The sequence below is a fragment of the Rhizobium sp. TRM95796 genome (assembly GCF_025779995.1).
GTDB lineage: Bacteria > Pseudomonadota > Alphaproteobacteria > Rhizobiales > Rhizobiaceae > Rhizobium_E.
This window is the reverse complement of sequence record NZ_JAOXHE010000037.1, coordinates 1-609: the sequence shown is the minus strand read 5'-3', so window position 1 is coordinate 609 and position 609 is coordinate 1. Positions and strand designations below refer to the sequence as shown.

At 61.2% G+C, this 609-nt stretch carries 1 protein-coding gene; it reads right to left on the bottom strand.

Annotated features, from left to right (window positions below):
* Positions 1–494 (bottom strand): helix-turn-helix domain-containing protein (locus OCK01_RS26405; protein WP_263826560.1); only part of this gene is annotated, 494 nt, incomplete at its 3' end.
* Positions 495–609 lie beyond the last annotated feature (115 nt).

Here is a 609-nt window from a genome sequence, read left to right as displayed (position 1 = left end):
TTCTGATGCATGACGAAGCGGGCCCAGATCAGACGGCTGTGCCCCAGCACCATGGAGAACAGCCAGACGATCCTCGGCGTCATCGGTTCATCGGTGAAGACGACATGGAACTGGGCGAAATCGACCTGGGCCTGCTCACCCGGCGGCGTCTCGAACCGAACTTCAAAGCCCTGACTTGCAGCCGGGCGCACATCGCGGAGAAAATCCGTCACAGCCGTGTAGCCGCCGCTATAGCCGCGCTCCCGCAGTTCTCGAAACAATCGACTGCCGGTCAGGCCGGGATAGGATTTGATCCGCTCCCGCAGGTAAGAAGCGAACGGGTCGATGACCGTCGCCCGAGGCTTTCTTGGACCATAGGCCGGAGCCTCAAGGCCGCGTTCAATGTACTTGCGCACCGTCTTGCGATCGATGCCAGTATGTCTGGAAATTGCCGACACCGTCAGCCCCTGCTGATGCAGATCCAGGATCATGATCGTCTCCCTCAGCTTGATCACCAACATCCCCCTTCCGACCATCGGAAAGAGTATCGGCGATGACGCGCCGCCGGTCTTCCGGGGCGCGCCCCGGAAGACCGGCGGTCGCAGCACCTGGGGAAGATTCAAACGGCAC